The sequence below is a fragment of the Hyphomicrobium album genome, assembly GCF_009708035.1.
In the GTDB taxonomy this organism is placed as follows: domain Bacteria; phylum Pseudomonadota; class Alphaproteobacteria; order Rhizobiales; family Hyphomicrobiaceae; genus Hyphomicrobium_A; species Hyphomicrobium_A album.
Genome location: NZ_WMBQ01000002.1, coordinates 79,353 through 98,705, shown reverse-complemented (window position 1 = coordinate 98,705; position 19,353 = coordinate 79,353). Strand labels below are relative to the sequence as shown.

The following is a 19,353-nucleotide window of genomic DNA, read 5'->3' as shown; positions in this document are numbered from 1 at the left end:
GCCAACTCTGGGCACCCGCCGTTAAACAACCCGGTGTTTGGGGGGCGCCGCAGTGCACTCGCGCTTGTTGAACGCAAGCAAGTTTGGCAATCTGGACACGGATATTTTTTAAGGGGTTTCGGATGCGCGGGTCGTTTTGCGGCAAGATGTATAGCGTGCTTTCGACGCTTCTGGCTGCGGCCGCTCTACTCGGATCGAGCCACCCCGGCGCCGCGATATCCTTCTCTGACCGCGATGAGGTGCGCGAGAGCGTCGTGCGCCTCGAGGTTGATACCGGCCAGGGCGTGCAGCAGGGGACCGGCTTCATCATCAATGACCGCCGTACCATCGTAACCAACAACCACGTCATTGCCGGCGCCAAGACGATCTACGTCACGTTCCTGGCCGCCGGCAAGCCGACCGCCGTCCCGGCCCAGGTTGTCACGACCGATCCGGAAAAGGACCTGGCCATCGTTGAGACGGCCTTCGACATCTTCGGCGAGCCCGTGGTGTTGGCCAATTACGATACGGACCCTCCGGCGAAAGTGACTGCCATCGGCTATCCCAGCGCCGCCGATGCCATAACCGGCGGAGCCGTGCTGCCGAACATCATCTTCGAGCCCTCCTACTCTGTGGGAACCGTGGCTCGCGTCGTGTCGAACGCGACGGTTCTGGGCGGCGCCAAACTCATCCAGCACACCGCGGTCATCAATCCAGGCAACAGCGGCGGCCCGCTGTTCGATGAATGCGGGCGCGTCATCGGCATCAACACGCTGCGCACGCTCCCCAAGGAATCGGACTTCGCGCAGGGCATCTTCTTCGCCGTCGATATTCGCGAGCTGGAGGCGATGCTGAAGGAAAACCTCATTCCATTCACCAGCGTCGACAAGCCCTGCACGCCCGGCATCGAGGCGAAGAACGACGTCGCACCGGCCACGACCAAAGAGACCGAAGCCGCGGTGTTCGACCGCTTTGCCGCTTGCATCAAGGCGCGCCCGTGCGACCGCAACCTCTGCAAGGGACGCTACACAAGACGTGTCTCGACGGAGCTCGCCAACGCGCGCCAGGCCGATATCGATGTGCGCGTGACCGCTTCCGAGCCGCGGTGCACCGAGCAGAAGGAGACAGAAGCGTTTCAGGAATTCCGGCGCTGTGCCATCAACACCCCATGTGACTTCGACAAGACCTGCGCCAAGAACGTCGAGGAAGCCCTCGCTGTCGAAAGCCTCAAGGTTCGTCGCACACTGTTCGACCGCGCCCGGAACAAAGCCCAGGACGATTGCCGCACGGCCTCGGCCCCCGGCGTCTGGCGCGCTGGCGAGAAGGACAAAGGCGTCTGGATGGCGATGGTCACCAACGAAAAGGGTGCCGCCCTCGTCGTCGCCTGCGATATCACCGGACCAAGCCCCGGGGACGGCGTCGTCCTCCTCGGTGAGGTCAAAGGCAAGCGCGACCGCTGGACGGGTACGCGCGGCGTGCAGATGACGATCGATGCCTTTTCCGAGCCGCTACAACTCGATTTGAAGACCGACGGCGCCGACCTCACGGCTGGCAAGAAGCACGTCGAGAACCTCAACACGCGTGGCTGGCTCAAGGAGATGATTGGAAAACTCAGCGTCGGCAGCGTCGTCACCTTTGAGGAGCCGAAGGTGGAGCTCGACGAGACCTTTTCACTCAATGGCGCCGATCAGGTTCTGGCGCCCTGCCTCAAGGCCAAGTTCGTCGAAAAGCAGCAGCAGTGATGACGCGGGCGGGCGCGGCGGCCTCAGCCGCCGCCCGTCTAGCGGCCTACGCGCTTGAGCGTCCCGGACGCCCTGGGCGGGGCAGGCTCGTTCGTCGGCAGCCATTCATAGGTCATGGACCTGCCATCGACCGTCACCCGGACCTTGCCGCTGACGCAGTAGTTGTCGCTGCGCTCTTCCGACCCGTTGAACGTGATCGTCTCGGTGAATTCGTAGGCATCGCCGTCCTGGCCGCCGTCCAGGACGCCGCCACACGGAATGTCCACATATCGACTGATCCCGCCCCGCGGAGAGACGAACGTCAGGCGCATATTGAACTGGCCTTCTCTGCCTTCGTGGCTGCCGCTACAGACCCACGTGCCGACGATCGGATCGGTTTCGGCCGCGTCCGCGAGACAGGGCGCCGCGACAAACGCCATTGCTCCGGCGATCACGCGAAAACAACGCTGCACAGTGCACCCTCCATGAACGGCTTCTATCTACCGCGTCTGCTCTGCCGCTTCAGCTCGCCGGTAGCCGTACGCTCCTGGCCCTCGAACGTCCCGGACCAATCGAATTTCATCGTGTCGCCGTCGACTGACAGGCGCATGACCCCGTCAAAGCAGCCGTCGTCTCGCTCGTCGAGCCCGTTGAAGTTGATGCTCTCCTGGTATTCGTAGTCGTCGCCTTTGCGATCCCCCGTGAGCATACCTCCACAAGGTGTTTCCCCGGGATAGCGGACGATCCCCCCCTTGGGAGAGACGAACGTCAGCCGCACTTGGTATGCCTCCTTCTCCGGCTCCGCCGCCGTGCCCGTCCAGGTGCCGACGATGGCGTCCGTCAGAGATCCTGCGACGCCGTCGACGTCCTGCGCGAGCGATGCGCTGGCCGCTGCTGCCATGGTCAATAGTCCGAGCACCGCGCCGATCATGCGCCGATGGCCATCAATATGCGCTCTAGTGCTCACCTCTACTCGCCCCTTCCATTATCGCCGTCGCTTGACGCGGCGCAGCTCGCCTTCGGCGGAAATGTTCTCGCCTTTGTCGGTGCCGCTCCACACGAACTTCAACTTGTCGCCGTTGACGCTGACATGCACGGAGCCGGGGATGCAGCCCTGCACTTTTTCGTCCGTTCCGCCGTAGGTGATTGTCTCGGTGAATTCGTAGTCGTCGCCCTTGCGATCGCCGGAGAGAATGCCGCCGCACGAATAGGTGGGATACCGGCTTACGCCGCCGCGCGGCGAGACGAAAACCACGCGCGCCTGGAAAGTGATGTCACCCTGCACGATGTCGCCCGCCCATACGCCGACGATTGGGTCCTGTTCCGCAGCGGCCACCACGGGTGCAAGACAAACGGCGAGGACAGCGAGGAAGCGAAATGACATACGGGAAAACCTCGGTGGACGTGCGCAATCCTACAATTCTTATCCTTGGATCTGACTGCGGAAAAGAGATAGCCGGCGGCGCCGTAAACGGCCGTCGCGCCAGACGGCGCCCCGTGCCAAGATGCCGGTCAACAACCAGTCAATAAAGGGAGGACAATCAAACCCATGAGCCGGCTTTACCAGGACCCGCACCGCGCCCTCCAGGACCGCTTCCAGTCGCGGCCCATGGCCGACCGGATCGAGCAGATCGCCCTCAAGACCGAGATCGGCCCGGACGAGAAGGCCTTCATCGAGAGCCGCGACTTCTTCTTCCTGACGACCGTCGACGGCCAAGGCCGGCCCACCGTCTCCTACAAGGGGGGCGCCCCCGGCTTCGTCCGGGCCATCGACGATACCCACCTCACCTTCCCCAGCTACGACGGCAACGGCATGTACCTGTCGATGGGCAACATCACAGCCAACCCGCACGTCGGCTTCCTGTTCATCGATTTCGAGCGTCCGTGCCGCCTGCGGGTGCAGGGCCTGGCCGAGGTCTCCGATGCCCCCGAGCAGCTCGCCACCTACAAGGAGGCGGAGCTCGTCGTGCGCGTGAAGGTGACCGAGTTGTGGATGAACTGCCCGCGCTACATCCACCGCTACGAGCGGCTCAAGACCTCGCGCTACGTGCCGCAAGTCGACGCCGAGACGCCGGTCTGTGAGTGGAAGCGGATCGACGGCATCCAGGACGTGCTGCGCCCCAAGGAGCTGGAGCAGGTGGCGGCCTCCGGCGGCACCATCGCTATCGAGGAATGGATGGGCCGCGTCGTCACCGGCGACGAGAAGGCCTGAACACAAATCAGCAACGCCGCCGGAGCGGTCTCCGGCGGCGTGCCCGCCTCTTTGCGAGGCGGCTCCTTGCGCGTTATTCGCGATAATTCCTGGCCCGTTAGCTGAACCTTCAGCCCACAGGCAGAGCATCCGTCGGCGCGACTTTGGACCTCGTGCCGCAGGCGGACAACTGCTGCTTCCGCGCAGCTCACGCGTTCGATATGCACCGGGCGCCGGGCTCGCAGGGTGAAGGATAGACTAACGGAATGATCCGTTTCCGCCGGCTTTTCGAGCTCGTTTCCGATGTCGACCGCCGCCGCTTCGCCGAAGCCAGCGACCTGTTTCGCACGGCGTTCCCGCACGAGGCCGATGCCATCGACCGCATCGCCCACATGCTGCTCAACCGGCGGACGATCGGCTTCGACCCGATCCTGCTGTTGTCGACCGACGCCCGCGACCGCATCACCGGCCTGGCCTTCGTCTACTACTTCTCCGACATCCACTACGGCTACCTGCAGTACATCGCCTCGGACCCGCGCAAGCCGGCGCGCGGCATCGGCATCGCGCTCTACGAGGCGCTGCGCGAGTTGCTGGCGGCGCGTGGAGCGCGCGGGCTGTTCCTCGACGTGCCGCCGGTCGAGCCCGAGAAGCTGAAGGACCGCACGCGCGTTGCGGTCAACCGCAGGCGCATGCGCTTCTACGCCCGCTACGACGCGAAAAAGGTCGCCGGCACGCTGTGGGACGTCGAAGCCAACCCGCGTAACGACGGCTTCCTAACGACGCTTCTCTACGATCCGCTCGGCCGCAAGTCGCAACTGCCCCAGCGCGACGCGCGCGTCGTCGTACGCAACATCCTCGTCGATCAGTACGCGTTCGAGCACGACGACCCTTTCGTCATGCGCATCGTCCGCTCGTTCACCGACAATCCGGTGAAGCTGGAAGCGCTCGGTCCCCAGCCGGAGCGCGCCGCGCCCACCAAGGCGAAGTACCTGCTGCCGATCAAGATGGTCGTCTCCGAGCGCCACATGATCCACCACCTGCGCGAGAAGGGCTACGTGGAGCGCCCGGTGCGCGTCACCTCCATCCTCAAGGGCCTCGAAGGGCTGCCGATCGAGCGCGTGCCGACGCGCAACTTCAGCGAGGACCATCTCACCGCCGTGCATACGCCGGCGCTGGTCGGCTACCTGAAGGCGATGGGCCAGCGGCTCGACCCGAAGGCGATCATCTACCCGGAAGTGTTCCCGATCCGTCGCCCCGACCGCGTGCCACGCGCGCTGGAGGACCGCGCCGGCTATTTCTGCGCCGACACGTTCACGCCGCTGACGCAGAACTCGTTCACCGCCGCCAAGGACGCGGCGAACGTCGCGCTCACCGCCGCCACGCTGGTCGCCAACGGCGAGCGCTTTGCCTACGCGCTCTGCCGGCCGCCCGGGCACCACGCCGAGCGGCGCATCTACGGCGGCTTCTGCTTCCTCAACAATTCGGCGATCGCCGCGAACTATCTCTCGCGCCAAGGCAAGGTGGCGCTGCTCGACATCGACTACCATCACGGCAACGGCGGCCAGGACATCTTCTATGCCCGTGACGACGTGCTCACAGTGTCGATCCACGGCCACCCGAGCCACGCCTATCCCAACTTCTCCGGCTACAGCGACGAGCGCGGCGAAGGGGCCGGGCTCGGCTTCAATCACAACTTCCCCACCGAGCCGCCCGTCGACGACGAGCGCTACCTGGCGCTGCTGGAACGAGCGCTCGGCGTGGTTCGAACCTTCAAGCCGCGATTCTTCGTGCTGTCGATCGGCTTCGACATCATGCGCGGCGATCCGACCGGCTCGTTCGCCGTCACCAATCAGGGCATGCACCGCATCGGCAAGCGCATTGGCCGCTTCGGGCTGCCGACGCTCATCGTGCAGGAGGGCGGCTACTCGCTCGGCAACCTGCGCTCAGGCTCGCACGCCTTCTTCCGCGGCATCGTCGAGGCCTGGCACGTTTGAGCCGATCAGGCCGGCGGGGCAGTCTCGGGGGCGAGCGGCGCCGGCGGCTTGCCGCCCGCGCCGTGCAGGAAGGTCATGGTCACATAGGCGCCGATCCACGAGCCGGCGGCCGCGAACACCACGTATGCCCAGTTGTTGGTGTAGCTGATCACCGCGAACGAGGAGAGCGTGTACCAGAGGCTGCTCCAATTAGCGGCGGCGACGCGCTTGCGGGCGATGACCGAGTTGGTGAACATGACGTAGACCGCGTCGGTCAGCGCCGTCGCCACGACGACGCCCAGCGCCAGCCACGGATCGATCTCGAAAATGCTTTGCATGGTGCGCCCTCGGCAACGGCGCACGGAAAGCGCCGCCGGCAGCCTAGCGGCGCACCTTTAACGAACGGCAACTTGTGGATTACTTGAAGTGCTTGGAAAGCTTCAAGCCCTGCGCCTGGTAGTGCGAGGCGAGGTCGCGGCCGTAGATCAGCTCCGGCGTCGCGGTGAGCTTCTCGTAGACGAGGCGGCCGATGATCTGCCCGTCCTCCAGGATGAATGGCACCTTGTGCGAGCGCACCTCGAGCACGGCGCGTGAGCCGGCACCGCCGGCCTCGGCATGCCCGAAGCCCGGATCGAAGAAGCCCGCGTAATGCACGCGGAACTCGCCGACCAGAGGATTGAAGGGCACCATCTCGGCCGCCTGGTCGGGCGGCACCTGCACGGATTCCTTCGAGGCGAGAATGTAGAACTGATCCGGATCGAGGATCAGCCGCTTCTTGCCGCGCACATAGATCGGCTCCCAGTAGTCGAGCGTCGAGCAGGCGCCGACCGCATCGACATCGACGAGGCCCGTGTGGCGCTTGCCGCGGTAGCCGACGAGACCGTCCTTGTCGCCCGCGAGATCGACCGACAGGGGAATATCCTGCACCGGCCGCGCCTCGCTGCTGCCGGCGCGGAAGCGGATTTGCGACAGGCGCGAGCCCTTGCGTACGACGACGGAGAAGGTCTGCGGGCAAATCTCGGCGAACAGCGGCCCCTTGTAGCCCGCCGGGATCGTGTCGAAGGCGGAGACGCCGTCGGCGATGACGCGTGTGAAAACGTCGAGGCGTCCCGTTGAGCTCTTCGGGTTCGTCGCCGCGCACAGGTCGTCAGGCAGCGCCAGGCTCTCCAGAAGTGGCGCGACGTAGACGCAGCCGGTCTCGAGCACGGCGCCCTGCGACAGGCTGATGGCGTGCAGCTGCAGATCGTCGAGCTTTGTCGAAACGCGCTCGCCCCGACCCGGCAGGAAGCTCGCCCGCACCCGGTAGGCGATGTTGCCCAGACGCAGGTCGAGGCTCGCGGGCTGCAGCTGGTTGGGCAGCAGCGGCTCGGCGAGCTTCACCTCCTCGCTGACGATGAGGGCACGGATCGCCTGCGACGGCAGGATGCCCTCGGCGGGCGCCATCGGTGCAGACCTCGGAGCTTTAAGCTCGGGCTTAGCCATCTTCGTTAAACCCCTACCGCCAAGCACTGCTTTGTCGCTTAGAGCAAGCAGGCCTTGACGCCAAGCTTCAAGCGGGAGTAATCCCCGCTTCTACCTCGTGGTCATTTGGCCGGCCGGCTTGCAGCCACGTAAAACAACTCGCTAAAAGGGCCGTGCGCACCCGGAGCTTGAGCGCGGCCACCTTTTTTGGGCGCCGCATCGGCTGGCCGGGTTTTTTGTTGGGCGGGAGCCCTGGAGGAAGTGCGCATGGCAAGCAAGAAGAACGGGCCGGCAGACCCGCAACAGTGGGCACGCGAGACGCAGCTCGTGCACGGCGGAACGCTGCGCTCGCAGTTCGGCGAGACCTCGGAAGCCATGTTCCTGACGCAGGGCTTCGTCTACGACAGCCCCGAGCAGGCCGAGGCGCGCTTCAAGAACGAGGACCCGGGCTTCCAGTACAGCCGCTTCGGCAATCCGACGGTCGCCATGTTCGAGGAGCGCGTGCGCCTGCTCGAGGGCGCCGAGGATGCCCGCGCCACCGCCAGCGGCATGGCGGCCGTGAACGGCGCGGTCATGTCGTACCTCAAGGCCGGCGACCATATCGTCTCGGGGCGCGCCCTGTTCGGCGCCTGCCGCTATATCGTCGAGACGCTCAGCCAGCGCTACGGCATCGGCTGCACACTGGTGGACGGGCGCGACCTCGACGCCTGGAAGAAGGCCGTGCGGCCGAATACCAAGATGTTCTTCTTCGAGACGCCCTCGAACCCGACGCTGGAGCTGGTCGACATAGCGGCCGTCTCCAAGATTGCGCATGACGCCGGCGCCCTCGTCGTCGTCGACAACGTGTTCGCCACGCCGCTATTCCAGCGGCCGCTGCAGCACGGGGCCGACATCGTCGTCTATTCCGCCACCAAACACATCGACGGCCAGGGCCGCTGTCTCGGCGGCGCGGTGCTCGGCTCGAAGGATTACGTGACCAACCACCTGCAGGAGTTCCTGCGCCAGACCGGCCCCACCATGAGCCCGTTCAACGCCTGGGTCATGCTCAAGGGCCTGGAGACGATGCCGGTTCGGGTCAAGGCGCAGACGGCAACGGCGGCAAGGCTCGCCGATCACCTGGCGGCCCAGAAGGGCGTCACGCGCGTCTTCTATTGCGGTCGTGCCGACCACCCGCAGGCGGGCATCGCCAAGAAGCAGATGACCGGCGGCGGGCAGATGATCGCCTTCGAGGTCGAGGGCGGCAAGGCGGCGGCGTTCAAGCTGCAGAACGCGCTCAACCTGATCAAGCTTTCCAACAACCTGGGCGACGCCAAATCGCTCATTACCCATCCGGCCACGACGACGCACTACCGGATCGGGCCGGAGGCGCGTGCCGAGTTGGGCATCGGCGACGGTCTGCTGCGCCTGTCCGTGGGCCTCGAAGCCTTCGAGGATCTCGCGGCCGACCTCGACGCCGGACTCGCCGCAGTGCGCCGTTAATCACGACGCGCAGCGCATTGACCCGGCGCGCCGGGCGCTTAGAATCCGCGCCGTTGCGCCGCTTTTGCCCGGCGCGAGGAGATTTGCCGCAAATGTACGAAGCTGTGACCCGCGGCATCCGCATCCGCGTGACCCCGCAATATCTGGAGGATCAGTCGTCCCCGGACGAGAGCGAGTTCTTTTGGGCCTATACCATCGACATCGCCAACGAAGGCGACGAGACGGTGCAGCTCCGCTCGCGCGTGTGGCTGATCACCGACGGCGCAGGGCAAACGCAAGAGGTGCGTGGCCCGGGCGTGGTCGGCGAGACGCCGGTTATTCAGCCGGGCGCCTCGTTCAGCTACACGTCGGGGTGTCCGCTGCGCACGCCGTCCGGCATCATGGTCGGCAGCTATCAGATGACCGACGAAAAGGGAGAGCTGTTCGACGTCGCCATTCCGGCGTTCTCTCTCGACAGCCCCTTCGCCGTGCGCAGCGTCAACTAGCGAGCCACCAATGAGCGGACCGAGCTACTCGGCGACGGAGCTGCTGGCGCGACTCGTCGGTTTCGACACCACCAGCCATAAGTCGAACCTGCCGCTCATCCGCTTCGTGGAGGACTACCTCTTACAGCACGGCGTGGTGAGCCAAATCGTGCCCTCCGCCGATGGCCGCAAGGCCGGTCTCTACGCTACCGTCGGCCCCGCGCATGCGGGCGGCGTCGCGCTCTCGGGCCATACGGACGTCGTGCCCGTGGACGGCCAGCAATGGACAACCGATCCATTCATCGTCGCCGAGCGCAACGGCAAGCTCTACGGGCGCGGCACCGCCGACATGAAGGGCTTCCTCGCCTGCGTGCTCGCGGCGGTGCCGGATTTCTTGCGCCGCCCGCTCACCGTGCCGATCCACCTCGCCTTCTCCTACGACGAGGAGATCGGCTGCCTCGGCGTGCGCCCGATGATCGCCGAGTTCGGCACCCGCCTCGTCAAGCCGCGCATGGTGTTCGTCGGCGAGCCGACGTCGATGAGCGTCGTCGATTCCCACAAAGGCCCCGTGCGCTGGCACGTCCACATCAAGGGCCGCGCGGCGCACTCGAGCATGGCGCCGCTCGGCGTCAATTCCATCGCGATCGCTGGCAAAATTCTGCGCGAGCTGGCCGACATCGAGCACGAATTGAAGCTGCGCCCGCAGGATCCGCGCTTCGATCCGCCCTACGCCACGCTACAGGTGACTCGCATCGACGGCGGCACTGCGACGAACATTGTGCCCGTCTCATGCCGCCTGGACTTCGACGTGCGCGCCATTCCCGGCGTCGACATTGCCGCCATCGACGGGCGCGTCCGCGCCTTCGCCAACAACGTGTGCGTGCAAGAGATGCGCAAGGTCGCACCCGAAGCCGGCATCGACATGGTGATCGCCAACCAGGTTCCGCCATTCGCTGCCGGCCCGCAGTCCGAGGCCGTGGCACTCGCGCTGAAACTTGCCGGGCAGAACGAGACGCACGCCGTCTCGTACGCGACCGAAGCCGGACTTTTCCAGGTTGCCGGCTCGCCTTCGGTCGTCATCGGCCCGGGCGACATCGCGCAGGCGCACACTGCCAACGAGTGGATCGCCAAGGACCAGATCGACAAGTGCAGCGCTTTCCTCGGGCGTCTCGGCGACTGGGCGGAGCACGGCTCGGCGGTGCGCTGACGCACGGCAGCATCACGTCTTGTTCAGCGCGCTTCCAAAGTTTGCCGGGAACTTTCGGCAAGCCGTTCGACTTATGACCGTATCGGATTAAGTCGAACGATAATGGAGGCTCGCTGTGAACCGGCCCGCATTCCGCGAAACCCTTTTTAGCACCTTGGCTTTGCTCGCTTCTTTCGCTCCGGCGCTCGCCGCCGAGGAGCAGGGCGACGACGGCCAGGTCGCTTACAACAACGCCTGCCGCACCTGCCACTCGTTCAAGGAAGGCGACAACCGCCTCGGTCCGACGCTGCACGGCATCGTCGGCCGCAAGGCCGGCTCCGTCGAAGGCTTCGCGTTCTCTTCGGCGATGAAAAGCTCCGGCATCACCTGGGACGAGGCCAACCTCGACAAGTTCATCGCCAATCCCGAGGCTGTCGTGAACGGCAACGGCATGAAGCCGTTCGGCGGCGTCGCCGACGCCGGCGAGCGCAAGAAGATCGTCGACTACCTGAAGACGCTGAAGTAGCTGCCAGCAATCCCGCACCCGGCTGTCGCGCTACGCGCGTCCAGCCGACCTCTCCCGTCCATGCGGAGCATGACTTCGCTATGACGCTGGAATGACGTTGGGGATGGCGCAGGCTATCCGAGCCTCCCCGTCATCCCCGCGCAGGCGGGGACCCAGGGCACTTAGCCGATCGAATGGGCCGTCAGATCGCCGCTGCGCTTCCCGCCGGCGTCAGGATCCAGCGATATGCGCGGCTGGCTTCCCGCCTGCGCGGGAATGACTTTGAGGGGGACGCGATCCCAAACGTGCGGGCTAGCCGAACTCGTCGGGCGCGAACTTGTAGGTCTTGGTGCAGAACTCGCACGTCACGCTGATCGACCCATCCGGCTCGCGCATGTCGGTGAGCTCGGCCGCGCCGAAGCTCTTCAGGAACGCCGCGACGCGCTCACGCGAGCACCGGCAGTAGGCCTCGATCGCCGCCGCGGGGAAAGCCCGCACGCCTTCCTCGTGGAACAGCCGGTACAGCAGCCGCTCGGGCGCCAGGGTCGGATCGAGCAGCTCGTGATCCTCGACCGTCGACGCCAGGATGCGCGTGCGCTCCCAGTCGTCGTCCTCCTCGCTGTCCGGCTCGTCGCTCTCGAAGGCTTCCTCGAGATCCGTATTGGTGCCGCCGGCGCTCGGCAGGTGCTGGATCATCAAGCCGCCGGCCCGCCACTGCCAGCGCCCCGGCGCACCGTTCTCACCGGCCGTGTAGTGGCGGGCGACGGCGAGGCGGATGAACGAAGGCAGCTGCTCGGACTGGCGGAAATAGCTGAGCGCGGCGTCGCCGACACCCTCGCCATCGAGCGCGACGATGCCCTGGTAGCGCTCCATGTCCTCGCCCGGGTCGATGGTAATGGCGAGGTGTCCCTCGCCGAGCAGCGCGCCCTGCGCGATAGCATCGCCGGCGCCGACGCGCTTCTTGTCGTAGCGCGCGTAGGCACGCAGGCGCCCCGGCGACTCGTAGCTGACCACGAGGAAATCGAGCAGCCCGTCCGTCTTGGTCTGCAGGGTCAGCTTGCCGTCGATCTTAAGGGCCGTGCCCAGCATCGCCGTCAGCGCCACGGCCTCGCCAAGCGTCTGCGACACCGGCTCCGGCGCGGCGTGATGCGAGAGGATCTCGTCGACGGCTGCCCCGAGACGCACGAGACGGCCGATGACGCCCGAACGCACGGTGCGGAACGGCAGCACGAGGTCGTCGCTCGGTTTCTTCGGCGTCTCCGTCGTTGCGACCGTTCCCGCCATCAAGAAACTCCGAGACACCAGGCGAGGATCGCCTTCTGCGCATGCAGCCGGTTCTCCGCCTCGTCGAACACGACCGACTGGGGACCGTCGATGACGTCCGCCGTCACCTCCTTGCCGCGGTAGGCGGGGAGGCAATGCATGAAGATGGCGCCGTCGGCCGCCTTGCTCATGAGCTTGGCGTCGACCGCGTAGGGCTCGAGCATCTTCTTGCGGCGCGCCGCATCCGTTTGCCCCATCGACACCCAGGTATCGGTGACGACGCAATCGACGCCACGCACGGCTTTCGCCGCATCGGACGTATAGCTGATGGCGCCCTTCTCGCGCTTGCCCCAGTCGACCGCCGCCTCCTCCGGGCGAAGTGCATCGGGGGTGGCGATGCGCAGCTCGAAGCCGAAGCGCACGGCAGCGTGCATCCACGACACGGCGACATTGTTGCCGTCGCCGACCCAGGCCACCGAGCGGCCTTTGATGGGGCCCATGTGCTCCTCGAAGGTCATGATGTCGGCCATGACCTGGCAGGGATGGCTCTTGTCGGTCAGGCCGTTGATCACCGGAACGGTCGCGTACTCGGCAAGGTCGAGCAGCGTCTCGTGCGAGTTGGCGCGGATCATGATCGCGTCGACGTAGCGCGACAGCACGCGCGCCGTGTCGGCGATGGATTCTCCGCGGCCGAGTTGCAAGTCGCTGTTGTTGAGCGACAGCGTCTGGCCGCCGAGCTGGCGCATGGCGACGTCGAACGACACGCGCGTGCGCGTCGATGGCTTCTCGAAGATCATCGCCAGCGTCGATTCGGCGATCTCGTCGGGCTTGAACTTTGCCGGCGTGCGCTTGCCCGCCCTCTTCATCGCGTGCGCCATGTCGATGATGGTGCGCAGCGTCTTCGGCTCGAGCGCGTCGAGGTCGAGAAAATGTCTCGGCTGTCTAGTGGTTTGCGATTTCGTTGCCATGGCACTCCGGCCGGCTGAAGAATACTGGTTTAGGTGGCGGGCGCCGCGACGCGACCCAGCGCGCGCGACAAGCGTTCCATCGCCTCGGCGATTTCCTCGTCGGCGATATTGAGGGGCGGCAGAAGACGCACGACATTGTCGCTGGCGCCGGCGACGAGCAGCTTCTCGCCGAGCGCCGCCTTGACGACCTCGGCGGGTGCCACTTTCACCTTGATGCCGGCGAGCAGGCCCTGGCCGCGCACTTCCTCGACGAGATCGGGATGGGCGTCTTTTATGCTTGCAAGGCCCTGTTTCAGGCGCAGGGCCTTCTGCTGCACGCCTTCCAGAAAGCCAGGCTCCAGAACCGCATCGAGCACCGCATAGCCGACCGCCGTAGCGAGCGGATTGCCGCCGAACGTCGAGCCGTGCGTCCCGGGCGTCAGCGCCTTCGCCGCCTCCTCGGTGGCGAGCAGCGCGCCCAGCGGAAAGCCGCCGCCGAGGCCCTTGGCGATAGGCATGAGGTCGGGGGTTATGCCGGCGAGTTCATAGGCGAACAGCGTGCCCGCGCGGCCCATGCCGCACTGAACCTCGTCGAACACCAGCAGCAGCCCGTGCTTGTCGCACAGCGCGCGTAGCGCCCGCAGGAACTCGGCGCTCGCCACGTTGACGCCGCCTTCGCCCTGCGTGGGCTCGATCATGATCGCCGCCGTTTCGGGCCCGATCGCCTGCTCGACCGCCTCGAGATCGCCGAACGGAACTTGGTCGAAGCCTTCGACCGCGGGACCGAAGCCCTCCAGATACTTGGCGTTGCCGCCGGCGGCGATGGTCGCCAGCGTGCGGCCGTGGAAGGCGCCCGTAAAGGTAATGATCCGCCAGCGTTCTGGCTTGCCGCTCACGAACTGGTAGCGCCGCGACGCCTTTATCGCTGCCTCGCACGCCTCGGCGCCCGAATTGCAGAAGAACACCCTGTCGGCGAACGTCGAGGCGACGAGCCGCTCGGCAAGCCGCTCCTGCCCCTCGACGCGGTAGAGGTTGGAGGTATGCCACAGCTTGCCGGCCTGCTCGGTGAGCGCGGCGACGAGACGTGGGTGCGCATGCCCGAGCACGTTGACGGCGATGCCGGACGCGAAATCCAGATAGCGGTCGCCCGACGGCGTGATGAGCCACGCCCCCTCCCCACGCTCGAAAACGAGGTTCTGGCGCGCGTAAGTACCCATAACGGCCGGCGAAGGGCCGGTTGTAGGAGCAGCCTTGGTTGAGGATTCCGAGGCCGCCAAGGATGCGGACATCGGTCAGCCCACCCTCAAGCAGCGAAGCGTCGCTGAAATCAAAAAAGGCCACCTCCGCGGCGGCCCTGGAACGGCTGTAGATACGCGCGAGGTGCTTTTCTGTCAACGGAATGAGTGTTTTCCGTCAACTCCGGGACCCCTTTCGCGCGTCCATCGGTCAATTGCGCCTTCCGCAACTCACACTTGGGGATGGCTCATTGTGGAAACCGGGCGGGGGAGCCTCCGGCCCCAGCATCGATGGGCAATTGGGCCACGTGGCGCGACATTGCATGTTGCGAATATACCACCTGTCCCGTTGGATGCCCGACGCGCCAGATCTCTGATCTTGTAGGCCCAATTCTGCCTGTTGTAGGTTTCCCTCCGTCGCGGCACGAGGTCTCGCGCTTAATGCGGGACACTCGCTCGAGTAGCCACGACGCGCATCGGCGAAGCAGTTGCTCGCCCTGTCGAATATGCGCTTCGCGTCAAGCGTCAATCAGTTCGCGTCATCCCAGTAACAGCGTCCCGTAACCGGCCAGGCATTGGCTTGTCGCGTTCGCCGTAGTGCGTCTCGCACTGCGCGGTCGCGTCCCCTGTCTGTCCCGATTGACAATCGGTGTGCGCCTCGGCTTGCGCGCGCCCCTGTGGCTCAGGGAGCGAGACTTTATGGCTTGGACGGATGAGCGCGTGGAGCTGTTGAAAAAGCTCTGGGGCGAAGGCCTGAGCGCCAGCCAAATCGCCGGACGCCTCGGCAGCGTCACGCGCAACGCGGTGATCGGCAAGGTTCACCGGCTCGGCCTCTCCGGTCGCGCCACCACCTCACGCATGAAGAGCCATCGCCCGCGCCCGCGGATGGCGTCGAAGCGCATGGCGAAGGCCCGTTTTTCCGCCACCGGCAACCCCGCGTTCCGGGCGCTCTACCAGGAGCAGCAAGAACCCTACATGCCCGCGGTGGAGGAGATCGTCATCCCGCTCGCCGAGCGCAAAACCATCCCGACGCTGCTCGAGTGCAGCTGCCGCTGGCCGATCGGCGACCCGCAAATGGCCGACTTCCACTTCTGCGGCAAGGACAAGGTTCCCGGCTTGCCCTACTGCGAGTTTCATGCCCGCCGTGCGTTCCAGCCGCCTCAAGCTCGCCGCCGCGAGCGCGAGGTGGTGGAGCCGGCGATGGGCGGCGCTCTCGACGTCATTCAGCGCAAAGAAACCGCTTAAGCGGTCAACGCGCCAATCTCGGCAACTAGCCAACAGCGCCGGGCGATGAGCTCGGCGCTCTTTTTTGGCCGGCAGGGAGGGAGTGTCAGGCTTCGCCGAAGACGTAGCCCGCGGAGCGTACGGTGCGGATTGGATCGCGCTCGTTGCCGCGGATGAGCGCCTTGCGCAGCCGGCCGATGTGCACGTCGACCGTGCGCTCGTCGACGAAGGCGTCGCGGCCCCACACGCCGTCGAGCAGCTGCGTGCGCGACAGCACCCGGCCCGAGCTTTCCATCAGAAACTCGAGGAGGCGGAACTCGGTAGGTCCAAGGCGCACTTGGCGCAACCCGCGCATCACGCGGTGCGCCGCCCGATCAAGCTCGATGTCGCCGATCTTCAGCACTTCGGCGACGCGGTCAGGAGACGTGCGGCGCAGGATGGCCTTCACGCGCGCCATCAGCTCCGGCAGCGAGAACGGTTTGACGACGTAGTCGTCGGCCCCTGTCGACAGGCCGCGAATGCGATCGCTCTCCTCGCCGCGCGCGGTGAGCATGAGGATCGACACGTTGCGCGAGTCCGACTTGGAGCGCAGGCGCCGGCAAAGCTCAATGCCGGACACGCCCGGGAGCATCCAGTCGAGCACGACGAGATCGGGACGCTCCTCCTCGAGTAGGATGAGCGCCTCCTCGCCGGTCTCGGCATGGGCGACGCGAAAACCTTCGGCTTCGAGATTGTAGCGCAGCATCTCAGCGAGCGGCGCCTCGTCCTCGACAATGAGAACCTTAGCGGACATTCCGATTGCCCTGCCTCCCTCTCATCAACTGCCGGAGATCAGCGTCGAGCTGGTCTGATCGTCCTTGGGACGATCGTCGGCGATGTTGAAGCCGCGCACCAGGAAGTGCACCGTCTCGGCGATGTTGGTGGTGTGATCGCCGACGCGCTCGACGTTCTTGGCGCCGAACAGCAGATGCGTGGAGATGCCGATATTGCGCGGATCCTCCATCATGTAGGTCAGGAGCTCGCGGAACAGCGAGTTGTACATCGCGTCGATCTGCGCGTCCTCGCGCCACACGGCGAGCGCCTTGTCGGCGTCGCGCTCGGCGTAGGCGTCGAGCACTTCCTTCAACTGATGCAACGCCAGCTCCACCATGTGGCGGATGCCCGACATCAGCGGCTTGGGGTGCGATTCATCGGCGATCGCCAGCGCGCGCTTGGCGATGTTCTTGGCGAGGTCGCCGATGCGCTCGAGGTCCGTAGTGATGCGCAGGGCGCCCATAATGTGGCGCAGGTCGTCGGCCATCGGCTGGCGGCGGGCCACCATCGAGATGACCTGCTCCTCGATCTCGCGCTCGAGATTGTCGATCTGCCGGTCGGAGGCGACGACTTCCTCGGCGAGCTTGGGATCGCGCTTTTCCAACGCGCCGAGCGACTGGCCAAGCAACTGCTCGGCGAGGCCACCCATTTGGGCAATCTTCTTGTCGAGCAACGCCAACTCTTCTTCGTAGGATTTTACGGTGTGCTCATTCATGGGCTTGTCTCCTGCCGAACGCGTCGGGCGGATTTCGGGGGCGGGCTTGGCGGGCTGCGCGGCCTGGCGGCCGAAGAGGGTGCGCAGCATCAGCCGAACCGTCCTGTGATGTAATCCTGGGTGCGCTTGTCCTTGGGACTGGTGAAGATATCGGGCGTGGCGCCTTCCTCGACCAGGATGCCGAGATGGAAGAAGGCCGTGCGCTGCGACACGCGCGCCGCCTGCTGCATCGAATGGGTGACGATGATGATGCAGAAGTTCTTGCGCAGATCGTCGATCAGTTCCTCGATGCGTGCGGTGGCGATTGGATCGAGGGCCGAGCACGGCTCGTCCATGAGGATGACGTCGGGATTGACGGCGATGGCGCGGGCGATGCACAGGCGTTGCTGCTGGCCGCCTGAGAGGCTGGTGCCGGAATCATCGAGGCGATCCTTCACCTCGTTCCAAAGGCCGGCCTTCCCGAGGCTCGTATGTACGATCTCCTCCATGTCGGCCTTCGAGTGGCTCATCCCGTGGATCCGCGGGCCGTAAGCGACGTTCTCGAAAATCGACTTGGGGAACGGGTTTGGTTTCTGGAACACCATGCCGACGCGGGCGCGCAGCTGCACCACGTCGAGGCTCTTGTCGTAGATGTCCTGGTTGTCGATCGTAATTCTTCCGGTCACCCGCGCACTGGCGACCGTATCATTCATCCGGTTGATGCAGCGCAGGAACGTCGACTTGCCGCAGCCAGAGGGGCCGATGAAGGACATCACGGCGCGGTCGGGGATCTCGACCGAAACGTTCTGCAGGGCGTGCTTCTCCCCGTAATGGACATTCACGTCCTTGGCTACCACCTTCGGCGGCGCGGTGACGGAGGAAGCCTCCGAATGCTGCATAACCATACTGTCCATATTCGCCTCGAGTGTTAGCGCTGTCACCAGCGACGCTCAAACCTTTTGCGCAGCCAAATGGCCAATCCGTTCATGACGAACAAGAACAGGAGGAGCACGATGATGGCGAACGCGGTCTTTGCCTGAAAACCGACCTCTGGCAAATCCGACCAGAGGAAGATCTGAACCGGGAGGACGGTCGCCGCTTGCGTGAAGCTACCAGGCACGTCGACGATGAAGGCGACCATGCCGATCAGAAGCAGCGGCGCAGACTCACCGAGCGCGTGCGCCATGCCGATGATGGTTCCAGTAAGGATGCCTGGCATCGCCAGCGGCAGCACGTGATGAAAGATCGCCTGCTGCTTGGATGCACCGACGCCAAGCGCCGCCTCGCGAATGGAGGGGGGAACCGCCTTCAAAGCGGCACGGCTGGCGATGATGATGGTGGGCAGAACGAGAAGCGCCAGCACCAACCCTCCGACCAGCGGCGCCGAGCGCGGTAGGCCGAAGAAGTTGAGGAACACCGCAAGGCCAAGCAGGCCGAACACGATCGACGGTACCGCCGCCAGATTGTTGATGTTCACCTCAACAATGTGCGTGATCCAGTTCTTGGGAGCGAACTCCTCGAGATAAATGGCGGCTAGCACGCCGATCGGTAGGCAGAGTGCAAGTGTGATCAACATCGTCAGCGCCGAGCCGACGAGGGCACCGAGGACGCCCGCAAGCTCAGGCTCCCGGCTATCTCCCTGCTCGAAGAACGAGAGATTGGGGACGCTCCTGACGAGCCCCTTCCCTTTCAGCTCTTGGAGAATGGCGATGCTCGGATCCCGAATTTTGCGGCTGGTCTCCGGCGTGGCGACGACGACCTGCTGCCACTGCCCGGCGGCGGCGCCAGCAACCGAATCCAAAGGAATGAGTACGTCGCCTTCGACACGGTCCCCACCCACGGCGGCAGCCTTGATCACGCCGCCGTTGATGACGATGAGGACTGACGGCATATCGGACGTCAGCTGTTCCGTAACCCCCAGGCCGGCATGCCGCTGCATCAATGCGTCAGCTTTACCGCGCAGATCACCCACCTGCCCCTCGAGCCGCGCCTTGTCGCTCTGCAAGGACTTTGCACGCGACTCCAGCGCCGAAATCTGCGGACCATCGTTCACCTTGCGCGCCTCATCGAGCCGCGTAAGCGCCGCCTTCAGGTCGGCGTCCATCGAACGCACGATGGTACTGAGACGGTCCGCCTCGTGCGTCTGCCGCTCGGCATTTTTGGCCAGCATTTGTTTGACGACCAATAGCTGGTCGGCAAAGGCATTGGAGGTGGAAAA

Annotated in this window: 19 protein-coding genes, 1 pseudogene and 1 riboswitch; of the genes and pseudogenes, 8 read left to right on the top strand and 12 right to left on the bottom strand. The window is 65.2% G+C overall.

Annotated features, from left to right (window positions below; all coding sequences use genetic code 11):
• Positions 1 to 155 precede the first annotated feature (155 nt).
• Positions 156 to 1,721 carry a S1C family serine protease gene (locus GIW81_RS12615; RefSeq protein WP_195930550.1) on the top strand — a complete coding sequence of 522 codons (1,566 nt, stop codon included), beginning with the start codon at positions 156 to 158 and terminating at the stop codon, positions 1,719 to 1,721.
• Between the two features lie 38 nt (positions 1,722 to 1,759).
• Here the strand turns inward: GIW81_RS12615 and GIW81_RS12610 are convergent, their stop codons facing one another.
• From GIW81_RS12610 to GIW81_RS12600, 3 genes are all read right to left on the bottom strand, one after another.
• Positions 1,760 to 2,173, bottom strand: coding sequence for a hypothetical protein (locus tag GIW81_RS12610; RefSeq protein ID WP_154739740.1), 414 nt, complete (start codon positions 2,171 to 2,173; stop codon positions 1,760 to 1,762).
• A gap of 23 nt (positions 2,174 to 2,196) precedes the next feature.
• Positions 2,197 to 2,601 carry a hypothetical protein gene (locus tag GIW81_RS12605; protein ID WP_154739739.1) on the bottom strand — a complete coding sequence of 135 codons (405 nt, stop codon included), beginning with the start codon at positions 2,599 to 2,601 and terminating at the stop codon, positions 2,197 to 2,199.
• Between the two features lie 84 nt (positions 2,602 to 2,685).
• Positions 2,686 to 3,084, bottom strand: a complete 399-nt coding sequence (locus GIW81_RS12600) for a hypothetical protein (RefSeq protein ID WP_154739738.1) — start codon at positions 3,082 to 3,084, stop codon at positions 2,686 to 2,688.
• Between the two features lie 165 nt (positions 3,085 to 3,249).
• Between GIW81_RS12600 and GIW81_RS12595 the strand changes: the two genes are divergently transcribed.
• Positions 3,250 to 3,912 carry a pyridoxamine 5'-phosphate oxidase family protein gene (locus GIW81_RS12595; RefSeq protein ID WP_154739737.1) on the top strand — a complete coding sequence of 221 codons (663 nt, stop codon included), beginning with the start codon at positions 3,250 to 3,252 and terminating at the stop codon, positions 3,910 to 3,912.
• Between the two features lie 245 nt (positions 3,913 to 4,157).
• On the top strand, positions 4,158 to 5,885 hold the full coding sequence (locus GIW81_RS12590) for a histone deacetylase family protein (RefSeq protein WP_154739736.1): 1,728 nt from the start codon (positions 4,158 to 4,160) through the stop codon (positions 5,883 to 5,885).
• Between the two features lie 5 nt (positions 5,886 to 5,890).
• Here the strand turns inward: GIW81_RS12590 and GIW81_RS12585 are convergent, their stop codons facing one another.
• Positions 5,891 to 6,202 carry a hypothetical protein gene (locus tag GIW81_RS12585; protein WP_154739735.1) on the bottom strand — a complete coding sequence of 104 codons (312 nt, stop codon included), beginning with the start codon at positions 6,200 to 6,202 and terminating at the stop codon, positions 5,891 to 5,893.
• 79 nt (positions 6,203 to 6,281) lie between these two features.
• On the bottom strand, positions 6,282 to 7,307 hold the full coding sequence (locus GIW81_RS12580; RefSeq protein WP_154739734.1) for a 2'-deoxycytidine 5'-triphosphate deaminase: 1,026 nt from the start codon (positions 7,305 to 7,307) through the stop codon (positions 6,282 to 6,284).
• A gap of 126 nt (positions 7,308 to 7,433) precedes the next feature.
• A riboswitch (SAM riboswitch) is annotated at positions 7,434 to 7,512 on the top strand.
• Between the two features lie 80 nt (positions 7,513 to 7,592).
• On the opposite strand from GIW81_RS12580, the gene GIW81_RS12575 reads away from it, so the two are divergent.
• The 4 genes from GIW81_RS12575 to GIW81_RS12560 all read left to right on the top strand — a co-directional run bounded on the left by GIW81_RS12575 (position 7,593) and on the right by GIW81_RS12560 (position 10,980).
• The gene (locus tag GIW81_RS12575) at positions 7,593 to 8,804 is read left to right on the top strand and encodes an O-succinylhomoserine sulfhydrylase (protein WP_154739733.1); all 1,212 of its coding nucleotides are present in this window, start codon (positions 7,593 to 7,595) and stop codon (positions 8,802 to 8,804) included.
• A gap of 92 nt (positions 8,805 to 8,896) precedes the next feature.
• Positions 8,897 to 9,289: a Co2+/Mg2+ efflux protein ApaG gene (gene apaG / locus GIW81_RS12570; RefSeq protein WP_154739732.1), complete on the top strand. Its 393-nt coding sequence runs from the start codon at positions 8,897 to 8,899 to the stop codon at positions 9,287 to 9,289.
• A gap of 10 nt (positions 9,290 to 9,299) precedes the next feature.
• Positions 9,300 to 10,475 (top strand): acetylornithine deacetylase, encoded by a 1,176-nt coding sequence (gene argE / locus GIW81_RS12565; RefSeq protein WP_154739731.1) that lies wholly within the window; start codon positions 9,300 to 9,302, stop codon positions 10,473 to 10,475.
• A 160-nt stretch (positions 10,476 to 10,635) separates the two neighbouring features.
• On the top strand, positions 10,636 to 10,980 hold the full coding sequence (locus GIW81_RS12560) for a c-type cytochrome (RefSeq protein ID WP_229309286.1): 345 nt from the start codon (positions 10,636 to 10,638) through the stop codon (positions 10,978 to 10,980).
• Positions 10,981 to 11,271: 291 nt separating this feature from the next.
• Here GIW81_RS12560 and GIW81_RS12555 read toward each other — a convergent pair whose 3' ends face one another.
• The 3 genes from GIW81_RS12555 to GIW81_RS12545 are packed head-to-tail and all read right to left on the bottom strand — an operon-like array spanning position 11,272 to position 14,386.
• A complete protein-coding gene (locus tag GIW81_RS12555) occupies positions 11,272 to 12,243 on the bottom strand; it encodes an Hsp33 family molecular chaperone (RefSeq protein WP_154739730.1) in 972 nt (323 codons plus the stop codon).
• Complete coding sequence (argF, locus tag GIW81_RS12550; protein ID WP_154739729.1) at positions 12,243 to 13,190, bottom strand: ornithine carbamoyltransferase; 948 nt, start codon at positions 13,188 to 13,190, stop codon at positions 12,243 to 12,245. The genes GIW81_RS12555 and argF overlap by 1 nt, the downstream gene beginning before the upstream one ends.
• A 29-nt stretch (positions 13,191 to 13,219) precedes the next feature.
• A complete protein-coding gene (locus GIW81_RS12545; RefSeq protein WP_154739728.1) occupies positions 13,220 to 14,386 on the bottom strand; it encodes an aspartate aminotransferase family protein in 1,167 nt (388 codons plus the stop codon).
• A 717-nt stretch (positions 14,387 to 15,103) separates the two neighbouring features.
• Between GIW81_RS12545 and GIW81_RS12540 the strand changes: the two genes are divergently transcribed.
• Positions 15,104 to 15,649: a GcrA family cell cycle regulator gene (locus GIW81_RS12540; protein WP_154739727.1), complete on the top strand. Its 546-nt coding sequence runs from the start codon at positions 15,104 to 15,106 to the stop codon at positions 15,647 to 15,649.
• A gap of 85 nt (positions 15,650 to 15,734) precedes the next feature.
• Here GIW81_RS12540 and phoB read toward each other — a convergent pair whose 3' ends face one another.
• From phoB to pstA, 4 genes and pseudogenes are all read right to left on the bottom strand, one after another.
• Positions 15,735 to 16,421, bottom strand: coding sequence for a phosphate regulon transcriptional regulator PhoB (gene phoB, locus GIW81_RS12535; RefSeq protein ID WP_154739726.1), 687 nt, complete (start codon positions 16,419 to 16,421; stop codon positions 15,735 to 15,737).
• A 24-nt stretch (positions 16,422 to 16,445) separates the two neighbouring features.
• A complete protein-coding gene (phoU, locus tag GIW81_RS12530) occupies positions 16,446 to 17,156 on the bottom strand; it encodes a phosphate signaling complex protein PhoU (RefSeq protein WP_154740745.1) in 711 nt (236 codons plus the stop codon).
• Positions 17,157 to 17,245: 89 nt separating this feature from the next.
• Positions 17,246 to 18,034, bottom strand: coding sequence for a phosphate ABC transporter ATP-binding protein PstB (gene pstB, locus GIW81_RS12525; protein ID WP_229309403.1), 789 nt, complete (start codon positions 18,032 to 18,034; stop codon positions 17,246 to 17,248).
• A 38-nt stretch (positions 18,035 to 18,072) separates the two neighbouring features.
• Positions 18,073 to 18,879, bottom strand: a pseudogene (pstA, locus tag GIW81_RS19105) (phosphate ABC transporter permease PstA); the annotation flags it as partial.
• Between the last annotated feature and the right edge of the window lie 474 nt (positions 18,880 to 19,353).

Excerpts from the sequence above, each read along its gene's own strand:
- GIW81_RS12605 (WP_154739739.1), bottom strand. The coding sequence starts at position 2,601 with ATGGCAGCAGCGGCCAGCGCATCGCTCGCGCAGGACGTCGACGGCGTC.
- GIW81_RS12600 (WP_154739738.1), bottom strand. The coding sequence starts at position 3,084 with ATGTCATTTCGCTTCCTCGCTGTCCTCGCCGTTTGTCTTGCACCCGTG.
- GIW81_RS12595 (WP_154739737.1), top strand. The coding sequence starts at position 3,250 with ATGAGCCGGCTTTACCAGGACCCGCACCGCGCCCTCCAGGACCGCTTC.
- GIW81_RS12590 (WP_154739736.1), top strand. The coding sequence starts at position 4,158 with ATGATCCGTTTCCGCCGGCTTTTCGAGCTCGTTTCCGATGTCGACCGC.
- GIW81_RS12585 (WP_154739735.1), bottom strand. The coding sequence starts at position 6,202 with ATGCAAAGCATTTTCGAGATCGATCCGTGGCTGGCGCTGGGCGTCGTC.
- GIW81_RS12580 (WP_154739734.1), bottom strand. The coding sequence starts at position 7,307 with ATGGCGCCCGCCGAGGGCATCCTGCCGTCGCAGGCGATCCGTGCCCTC.
- GIW81_RS12575 (WP_154739733.1), top strand. The coding sequence starts at position 7,593 with ATGGCAAGCAAGAAGAACGGGCCGGCAGACCCGCAACAGTGGGCACGC.
- apaG (WP_154739732.1), top strand. The coding sequence starts at position 8,897 with ATGTACGAAGCTGTGACCCGCGGCATCCGCATCCGCGTGACCCCGCAA.
- argE (WP_154739731.1), top strand. The coding sequence starts at position 9,300 with ATGAGCGGACCGAGCTACTCGGCGACGGAGCTGCTGGCGCGACTCGTC.
- GIW81_RS12555 (WP_154739730.1), bottom strand. The coding sequence starts at position 12,243 with ATGGCGGGAACGGTCGCAACGACGGAGACGCCGAAGAAACCGAGCGAC.
- argF (WP_154739729.1), bottom strand. The coding sequence starts at position 13,190 with ATGGCAACGAAATCGCAAACCACTAGACAGCCGAGACATTTTCTCGAC.
- GIW81_RS12545 (WP_154739728.1), bottom strand. The coding sequence starts at position 14,386 with ATGGGTACTTACGCGCGCCAGAACCTCGTTTTCGAGCGTGGGGAGGGG.
- GIW81_RS12540 (WP_154739727.1), top strand. The coding sequence starts at position 15,104 with ATGGCTTGGACGGATGAGCGCGTGGAGCTGTTGAAAAAGCTCTGGGGC.
- phoB (WP_154739726.1), bottom strand. The coding sequence starts at position 16,421 with ATGTCCGCTAAGGTTCTCATTGTCGAGGACGAGGCGCCGCTCGCTGAG.
- phoU (WP_154740745.1), bottom strand. The coding sequence starts at position 17,156 with ATGAATGAGCACACCGTAAAATCCTACGAAGAAGAGTTGGCGTTGCTC.
- pstB (WP_229309403.1), bottom strand. The coding sequence starts at position 18,034 with ATGCAGCATTCGGAGGCTTCCTCCGTCACCGCGCCGCCGAAGGTGGTA.